The following is an 8,227-nucleotide window of genomic DNA, read 5'->3' on the forward strand; positions in this document are numbered from 1 at the left end:
CGAAAAGACCATCTGCACAAGCTGGTTGACATCCATCACATCGATATCAACGACCCTGCACCACGCAGAGTCACCACCGAATGTGAGACAGAGCCGCTCGTTTGACAGACCCCTTCGCGGGCAGGGCCGTGTTGGACGGTGCGGCGCTCACCGAGGTGCAGGAGCAGCTCGCGCGGGCGGTACTTGAGGTGCTGCTGGTCGGCCTGCCGCCGTACAACATCGAGGCGGCGGCAGACGGTGAGGAGACCGGGGTGGGCCTGGCCCCGGTCCCCGGCAACAATCGTGCGCTGCGGGTGCAGTGGCAGCAGGACCTGACGGCCACCCATCACCTTCCCTCCGAGCTGTGCGATGCCCAGCAGGCCGTCATGAACCAGGCCGTGCGCGCGATCCTGTCCGCTCACCGGTTCCGGATCGAGGACGGCCCGCTGGTCGAGGCCCCGGTCGCCCTTGACGTCGTCCGGCCTCGTTGGTCGGGATGATCACTCCGGCCAGAGGCTGCGACTCCGATCGGGGCCGCAGCGCCGGTAGCGCCAGCGCTGGTGCACCTTCAAAACCTTGCAGAGTCGACGCCACTGCAGGCCGCATGTTCGTCTATGCGGATGCCGGTGACTGGGTGGCGCTGCCTGAGTCTGCGGGCGGTAGTGATCCTGGTGGTGGGTCGGGGGGTGGTTGGGGGGTGGTGGCGGGAGCTGTGGCCTGCCGGTAGTTGATGATGGCTTGGATTCTTTTTTCGGGGTCTGTTATCTCTCGACTTTCGACGTTCTGACAGGTCTGGGGTCTCACGCGGCGGCGTTGGTGCTGGCGGCGGCCCATGCCTGTTGGACGGTGCGGATTTCCTGCTCGGTGGGTTGACCTGGGCGGGTGGGCATAAATCGGGCGGCGATGATCACTCGGCGGAGCTTGGCGACCATGTCGGACAGCGAGGGGTCGGACTTGGTGGTGTACCAGGGTGCGCGTTCGCGGTGCTCGGCCACGTCGCTGGGCTGGTGGCCGTGCAGCGCGTACCAGGCCACGGTGATCGTGTAGCAGTACAGGCCGAAGGGCACGGTGCGCTCGACCGCGGCGCGGGTGCGGTTGTGGGCCTGTCCGGCTCCGAGCAGGCCGCGGGCCTCGGCGAAGGTGACCTCGATCGACCAGCGCATCGCATAACGGGTGATCAGATCGGCCGCACTGCCGGCCAGGTCGGTGGTGACCAGGGCGAGGTCGTAGCCGGTGTCGGTGGTGTCGTCGCGCAGCAGGATCACGCGCACGGTGCGGGCGTGGAGGGAGCCGTACCACAGGCAGGTGACCTCGGCCAGGTACACGGTGTCGGTGCGCTGATAGCGCGTGACCCGCGCGGGAGCGAAGTCGGCGGTGGCCGCGAGTTGGGCGGGCGTGCCCAATCGCGCGCCTTTGAGCGCGGGACGCCCGCGTTTGCCGGTCCTGGGCGGGGCCGGGGCAAACAGCACCGAGGACGCGGGCAGCCGGGTGGTGAAGGTGCAGGCCGCGGGCAGGTCGCGCAGGGCCTTGCCGTGGTAGGCGGCGTCCGCGACGACATGGATTCGTCGTCCGTGGTGGCAGGCGGTCAGCAGGCGGATCATGGACGCGGCGATGTCGACCTTGCTCACCTCCTGCTTGGGGCGCCACAGCCGGGCCATCACCGGCAGGCACACCGGCCGGGCCAGGAAGGGCAGGTCGACGACCAGGCCGAGCACCACGAAGCAGGTCCCGCGCCCGAGACCTCTGGGGCCGGTGGCCGCGCCGTCGTGCTGCCAGGCCGCCCCGAAGACCTTCTTCCCGCGCCGCTTGAACAGCGTGTCGTCCACCGCCACCGTCAACACCGCCCCCTCGGGCAGGAGTTGGCGCACAACCAGGTGGGACAGGGAGATGCCCAACAGGGCGGGATTCCAGCTCGCGCGGGAGAAGAATGCATGGGCGCGGTCGTGGGACCAGGTGCGTGTCAACCCCGCGCCGGTCAGTATGCCGGTCACCGTGCCCCGCCCGGTCTGCGCAATCAGGCCCGTGACCAGCGCCGCGAAGGTGGTGAAGGTCGGCGTGGTGAAACATCCCTGAACGAACGTCAGCACCGCCAGCAGCGAAGCGGGTACGGTCGAGTCCGGAAGCATCGGCGGGGTCCCCTCACAGCAGGTGACGCAAGCACCGCCGATGCTTCTCTGCTGCCCACCCCCGCGCTGCCAGATCAGGCCCCCATCACCCACACGAGCGCCCCACGACGATCAACGAAAACGTCGAAAGTCGAGCATCCTGGCCCCGGCCGACCCGCGTCGAGGTCCAGGGTAGGGCGGTCAGGACTCCAGGAGCGACCAGTCCGGATCGGGCATCGCACCGGTCTCGAAGACCAGGTCGAACGCGCCCTTCCCGTCGATCGTCTCCCGGATCACGTCCGCGTGTCCGGCGTGCCGGGCGACCTCCCCTATCAGGTGGAGGAGCAGCCAGCGCCAGGTCCGGGTGCTGCCGTCGTCCCACGGGGAGCGGGGCAATTCGAACGTCTCGTCCATCGAGGACAGCGCGCGCACGGCGTCTTCGGTCGCGCGCGCTACCTCCTCGTACCGCTCCAGCAGCACCGGAACCGTCTCGTCCGCCGTGGGGATGAAGCTGGCCTCGAGCTCCGCCTGCGTCTCCGCCGCTCCGCCCTGGCACTTGCGGACCCAGACCAGCTCAGCCAAGGTCACATGCTTGATCAGACTAGCCAGGGACAGCGCGCTGGCGCTGGGCGCGCTGCGGGCCTGGTCCTCGGTCAGACCGTGCACGGCGCGGCGGACGCCGCCGCGCTGTGCGTCCAGATAGGCGAGCAGTGCGGATCGCTCGTCCCAGCAGGCTTCGGCGTCGACGATCACGGGCATGGCTGCCGCCTTTCACAAGGAGGGCCCCGGTCGGGCGCCCTTGGATGAACCTCATATTAGCCTCGCCGTTTCGGTTGGGCTGAGGCGGCTGCGTTGATCATCAACTGTTGGGCGGTCGAGGCGATTCTGTTGCCTGGGCATGGTGGAGTCCCGGCGCAATGGTCGGGTTCTCCGGGTCCTTCGGATCGTGGGTGGGCGGGGGGCTACAGGTCAGTCAACCGGTCGGGGCAGTGCGGCAAGGCGGTTGAAAGCAATGGCCAGTTCGTGTCTCCAGGGCCAGGTCGCCGAGATCCGCAGGCGGAGGCGGCGTCCACCACGGGTGAGGCGGGCGGCAACGTGTAGCAGCCGGTAGCGAAGTTTCTTGGGCTCGGCCGCGGCGAGTTCGCCATCCAGCAGGAGGACGCGGGCCCAGGCGAGGAGATCGATCGCCGTGAGGCTGAGTTCAAGCCAGGTGGCGTTGACGTCGAAATGGCGGGAGGGGAAGCGGCCGAAGCCAGTGTTCTTGCCGCACCGGATGTGGTCCTCGACGGTGGCGTGTCCGCGGTGGCGGACCTCAAGGAACTGTGCGGAGCCGCCACCGGAGTAAGGGGTATCGGTAAGGAATACCTGGTGCCGCAGGCCCTCGTCGTGGTCGAACAGGGACAGTTGAGCGCCCGGGTGCGGTCGTTCGCGCCGCACGGTGATGCGGGTGCCGACCGGGTAACCGGCGAGGTCGACCATGCCGGTCACTTCGGCGACCTCGGCGCCGTCTCGCAGCGTCCCGTTCTCGTCCAAGGCGGGATGCCAGAGAGCTTCGGGCAGTGAGCGGATTGCACGACGGACTGGCTCGGTGACCGCGTATCCGACCGAGAACCGCAGATCCAACCCGCGCTCGCGCAAGGTCCGGATGTGAGTGAGGAAGGCTTTCGCGGATCCGGCGCTGTCGGCGCGGACCAGGATCTGGGTGCCGTGCCGGTGAGCGTCGGGAATCTGTGCGAGGGCGTCGTCCAGCACCGCGATGTGGTCGGCGGCGGTGTTGGCTCCGGAGTTGCCGGGCCGCAGCCGGCCTGACATGGCCTCGCCGGTGTTCGCGAGGAAACACAGCAGCGGATGAAAGCCGAAGCCGCCTTTGTAAGTGGGCGCGGCCTGTTCCTTTTCCGAGTGGGAGGTGATCAGCGTGGCGTCGAGGTCCAGGACCAGGCCGGGAAGTTCTCGTCAGCCGGCCTGGACGGCGGGTATGCCCTCGCCGGTCTCGGCGGCCTGCATCCAAGCGACTTCCCGGGCTGAGGCGCGGGCCGCTCGCAGTGAAGTGAGTACTGCTCCGCCGGTGTCGGCGAGCAACCGCCAGGCGGTGGGCGTGGAGGCGACCGGTCCGAATATTTCGCCCTGGTCCCGCAGCACGGCCAGATCCGCTATCGCCTCACCGCCGTCGGCAAGCATCACCGCGAGATCGGTGGCGGTCCGACCTGGATCGTGCCCGGTGCCACGCGGTCGCAGCGGCCTGAGCGCAGTGGAATAGGCGGTGGTCAGACCGGTGGCATCGGCAAGATCCGCCAGCAAACGTGCGCCCGCGTGCCCGACCACCCCCGAACCGTCAGTGGAGACGTGGAGCTTGGGACGAGAACCGATACCCTGCACGCAGAAGGGCCTTCCCCCGTGAAGGTGGGCACGCGGTTATTGATCACGCGGCGAGCGTGAGTTTAGCGGTGTGGTGTCGGTGTTCGTATTCGTTGGGGCTGAGGTGGCCGTTGGCGGAGTGCCGGCGGCGGGTGTTGTAGCGGGTCAGCCAGGCGAAGACGGTCCTGCGGCAGGTATCGGAGTCGCCGTAGTCGTGGGCGCCTTGGAGAGTCTCGCGTTTCAGGGAGGCGTGGAAGCTTTCGCAGGCCGCGTTGTCGGCGCTGGTGCCGACCGCGCCCATCGACCGTGTGACCCCGAGTTGGTCGCAGAGGCCGGCGAAGGCCCGGGATCCGTATTGACCAGGTTCAATCAGTGGATGCAACACCGGCTTATGTGATCGATAGTAGATGGTCGTTGAGGGCTTCGGCGGGTGTCTTCCAACCGAGGCTCTTGCGAGGGCGACTGTTGAGGGTGGCAGCGACTGCCTCGATATCCTCCGCCGCCCATCGGGAAAGGTCAGTGCCCTTCGGGAAGTACTGGCGCAACAGGCCGTTCGTGTTCTCGTTGGTGCCGCGCTGCCAGAGACTGTGTGGGTCGGCGAAGTAGACCGGGACGCCGGTCTCGATCGTGAACTGGGCGTGTGCCGACAGCTCCTTGCCGCGGTCCCAGGTCAGCGACCGCCATAGTTGCCCGGGCAGAGTGCCGACTGTGGCCGCAAGCGCATCTTTCATCGTCACCGCGCCATAGCCGGCCAGCGGCGGCCCGTTCTTGGTACGGGGGACGATGCCGTAGCCGTCCTGGCGGGGCAGGTGGACGAGCACCGTGAATCGGGTTGTCCGCTCAACCAGCGTGCCGATCGCCGATCGCTCGCCTACTACGCCGCGTGGCGCGACGAGGGAATCTTCACCCAGCTCAATTACGACCTCACCGCGCTGGCTCGTGTGAAGGAAGGCCGCAAGCCCGAACCCACAGGCTCCGTCATCGACACCCAGAGCATCAAAACCTCCACCAACGTACCCGTGACCAGCCAGGGAACGGACGCCGCCAAGAAGATCGTCGGCCGCAAGCGAGGCATCCTCACCGACACGATCGGCCTGATCCTCGCCGTGACCGTCACCGCCGCAAGCCTCTCCGAAAACGCCCTAGGAATACGCCTCCTCGACCAGGCCAAAAGCACCTACCCGACCATCACCAAAAGCTGGGTCGACACCGGCTTCAAGAAAACCGTCGTCGAACACGGAGCTAACCTCGGAATCGAGGTCGAAGTCGTCAACAGAAACCCCGGAGTTCGCGGATTTCACGTCGTGAAAAGACGCTGGGTAGTCGAGCGGCGCATCGGCTGGATCATGATGCACCGACGCCTCGCCCGCGACTACGAGACCCTCACCGCCAGCTCCGAAGCCATGATCCACATCGCCTCGATCGACAACCTCGCCAAGCGCATAACGGACGAGACCACACCAACCTGGCGAGGGACCTACTAGGGAATAAGCGGCAATTCGACTACATCAAACGCCCCCTGAGATCCGCTGGCGTCCCGCCCCGTCCCGGTGTACCCGGTACAGATCGAGGACGGATGCGTGTATGCGCTCCTACCGAGGAGCGAACGGTGACGGGACTCCCCGACGATTGCGCCGCGGAGCGGGCCGACGCGGCCCGCAACCGTGCTCGACTGCTGGAAGCGGCCGCTCGGCTGGTGGCCGAACAGGGCGCGGAGCACGTGACGATGCACGCGGTCGCCCAGGCGGCCGGAGTGGGAAAGGGCACTCTGTTCCGCCGGTTCGGCGACCGCACCGGACTCCTGCTGACCTTGCTGGGCGACGCCGAGGCCGACTTCCGCGACGCGTACACCTCGGGCCCGCCCCCGCTGGGGCCGGGAGCACCGCCGAGGGTACGACTGACGGCCTTCGGTTGCGCCCTGATCGAGCGCATCACCGACGAGAACGACCGGGGGGCTGCGCTGGCCCGCCAGGTGCCCCTCGAGCGGCGCCATTCCTCGGACACCGCCCGGTCCTTCCACCACCACGTCGCAGCCCTCCTGCAGGAAGCGGGAGTGCTGGCCGACCACGAGATGTTCGCCCACGCCATGCTCGTGTTCACGAACTTCGAGACCATGGACCATCTGCGCAACGACCGCCAGGTGACCACTGCGCGCCTGCAGACCACCTGGGCGGACATGGTACGGCTGTTGACCGGAGACGCCGAAGAAGACCGTCGTGACTCGGGGCATGACTGACCGGCACGGCAACGGCCGTCATGACGGCAGGACGCGTACGGCCTTTCCCTCGCTCATGGCCTCAGCCTCCCTGGTGTCATGGGCGCTGCGGCGGACGACGACGTTCCCCAGATCAACGGACAGCTGAACGACGAGGTCGGCGAAGTCGTGGTGCCAGTCTGCCGGGGCGGTCGCCGGAGCGACGACGATCAACTCCAGTACATCCGCAGGGTGCGACGCCGTGCCGTCGACGACGGCGCCCTTCAGCGCCAGGTAGTCCGGTGCTGGGCGGAGGTGGGCCTGGGCCCGCTCGCGGACCATGTCGATGACGCGTTCGCGCAGGTCCGTCACTTGACGCAGAGCGTCCCAGGCGATGTGACCTGTGACCAGCCGTACGGCTTGCCCTTTGGAACGGGGGGCGACCAGTCCGAGCAGGCCAAGGCGGAAAAGTGCCGCCTCCAGCTGCGTGGGTGTGACCGCGGCGTCCTTGGACAACTCGTCGACCGTCAGCGGACCGGCGGCATCGGCCATGTGGTGTGCGACGAGAGCGGTGAGGAGCCGGCCTGAGGTGCCGGGGAACAGTGCGGACAGCGGAGTCCGGAAGTTCATGGCGCGTACAAGTGGTTCCGTGCGGCTCTGGACACGCGCAATGCTCCGCTTCTGTGAGGGGTTCGTCTACGGGGGACGCAAGAGGTTCTCGTCGGCTTCGCAGGCAGGTGGCATCGACGACGAAGCCGACGAGAGTCTGGTTTTCGCATACGGTGGTCTGCGGTGCTAGGCGTCGGAAGCCCGATCCTTCGCGAGCTCGGTGACGGCTTGGTCGAACTCCTTGAGTACGTCGAGGAGTTTGGCCCTGCCCCACAGGGCCAGGCCGAGGACGGCGACGCCCACGGCCGTCATGTGCACGGCACCCAGGAGGTCCAGGCCGGACAACGCTCGCATCGCCGAGTGGTCCCCGCGAGCCCATGCCCTCGTGGACTCGGCTATCGCGAACTCGTAGTGGGGCGGGGCCACGGCGGCGACCTCGTCGGAACCCCGGACCAGTTCGTCCAGCGTCCAGCGTCGGCCGGTCAGTTCCATGATGCTGATGGTGGAACGCAGCAGGCCGCTCAGGACGGCGTACACCTCGATCCAACGGCCCGCGTCCAGACCGGCCAGCGCTTCGCGGACCGCGGTGGCGTCGTGGTCCGCGTAGCCTCGGACGACGTCCAGCGCGTAGTCGCTGGCGGTCTTGCGTGTCACGTTGCTCATGGCCTTCACAGTACGGTCGCCCAAGTGCGTGGGAATCGGCCTCTCGGCGCAACGCGCCTCGGAAGAAAGCACTAGGACCCGCGTTCCGTGTAGTTCGGAGGTTCTGGACGTTGGCGTGGTGAAGCTGAGGGTGGCAGTTGATCGTTGACCCGTACTCCTTCACCGTGCGCTCGTGCACCACGACACCTTTTATGAGGATCTCCGTCCGCAGCATCGCGTCGCTGAACTGAACCGCCCCGGTTCGAATGGAGACTCGATTCCGTGAAAGGATTGAGTCATGGCACGCCCCTCTTCGTATCCTCTTGAGCTGCGCAAACGAGCG

6 protein-coding genes and 4 pseudogenes are annotated in these 8,227 nt (G+C 67.4%); 3 read left to right on the top strand and 7 right to left on the bottom strand.

The window, feature by feature from the left end; translation table 11 throughout:
* The first annotated feature begins 101 nt into the window (after nt 1-101).
* The gene (locus ACZ68L_RS46225; protein ID WP_469590840.1) at nt 102-479 is read left to right on the top strand and encodes a hypothetical protein; all 378 of its coding nucleotides are present in this window, start codon (nt 102-104) and stop codon (nt 477-479) included.
* A 300-nt stretch (nt 480-779) separates the two neighbouring features.
* Here ACZ68L_RS46225 and ACZ68L_RS46230 read toward each other — a convergent pair whose 3' ends face one another.
* The 5 genes and pseudogenes from ACZ68L_RS46230 to ACZ68L_RS46250 all read right to left on the bottom strand — a co-directional run.
* A complete protein-coding gene (locus tag ACZ68L_RS46230; protein ID WP_469590842.1) occupies nt 780-2,105 on the bottom strand; it encodes an IS701 family transposase in 1,326 nt (441 codons plus the stop codon).
* 180 nt (nt 2,106-2,285) lie between these two features.
* Entirely contained in the window at nt 2,286-2,843 is a 558-nt protein-coding gene (locus tag ACZ68L_RS46235; RefSeq protein ID WP_469590844.1) for a DinB family protein, read from the bottom strand.
* Nucleotides 2,844-3,053: 210 nt separating this feature from the next.
* Nucleotides 3,054-4,460: pseudogene (locus ACZ68L_RS46240) on the bottom strand (IS1380 family transposase).
* A gap of 43 nt (nt 4,461-4,503) precedes the next feature.
* A pseudogene (locus ACZ68L_RS46245) lies at nt 4,504-4,797 on the bottom strand (integrase core domain-containing protein); the annotation flags it as partial.
* Between the two features lie 31 nt (nt 4,798-4,828).
* Nucleotides 4,829-5,305 (bottom strand): annotated as a pseudogene (locus ACZ68L_RS46250) (IS30 family transposase); the annotation flags it as partial.
* A gap of 6 nt (nt 5,306-5,311) precedes the next feature.
* Between ACZ68L_RS46250 and ACZ68L_RS46255 the strand changes: the two are divergent.
* Nucleotides 5,312-5,923: pseudogene (locus ACZ68L_RS46255) on the top strand (transposase); the annotation flags it as partial.
* A 125-nt stretch (nt 5,924-6,048) separates the two neighbouring features.
* The gene (locus ACZ68L_RS46260) at nt 6,049-6,675 is read left to right on the top strand and encodes a TetR/AcrR family transcriptional regulator (protein WP_469590846.1); all 627 of its coding nucleotides are present in this window, start codon (nt 6,049-6,051) and stop codon (nt 6,673-6,675) included.
* Nucleotides 6,676-6,693: 18 nt separating this feature from the next.
* Here ACZ68L_RS46260 and ACZ68L_RS46265 read toward each other — a convergent pair whose 3' ends face one another.
* Both ACZ68L_RS46265 and ACZ68L_RS46270 read right to left on the bottom strand, forming a co-directional pair.
* On the bottom strand, nt 6,694-7,263 hold the full coding sequence (locus ACZ68L_RS46265) for a hypothetical protein (RefSeq protein WP_469590848.1): 570 nt from the start codon (nt 7,261-7,263) through the stop codon (nt 6,694-6,696).
* Nucleotides 7,264-7,428: 165 nt separating this feature from the next.
* Nucleotides 7,429-7,905, bottom strand: a complete 477-nt coding sequence (locus ACZ68L_RS46270; protein ID WP_469590850.1) for a hypothetical protein — start codon at nt 7,903-7,905, stop codon at nt 7,429-7,431.
* Between the last annotated feature and the right edge of the window lie 322 nt (nt 7,906-8,227).

It is taken from the genome of Streptomyces sp. NPDC104309 (genome assembly GCF_055584025.1).

Bases quoted from the DNA above. Each gene is read 5' to 3' on its own strand.
- ACZ68L_RS46230 (WP_469590842.1), bottom strand. From the start codon at position 2,105: ATGCTTCCGGACTCGACCGTACCCGCTTCGCTGCTGGCGGTGCTGACG.
- ACZ68L_RS46265 (WP_469590848.1), bottom strand. From the start codon at position 7,263: ATGAACTTCCGGACTCCGCTGTCCGCACTGTTCCCCGGCACCTCAGGC.
- ACZ68L_RS46235 (WP_469590844.1), bottom strand. From the start codon at position 2,843: ATGCCCGTGATCGTCGACGCCGAAGCCTGCTGGGACGAGCGATCCGCA.
- ACZ68L_RS46270 (WP_469590850.1), bottom strand. From the start codon at position 7,905: ATGAGCAACGTGACACGCAAGACCGCCAGCGACTACGCGCTGGACGTC.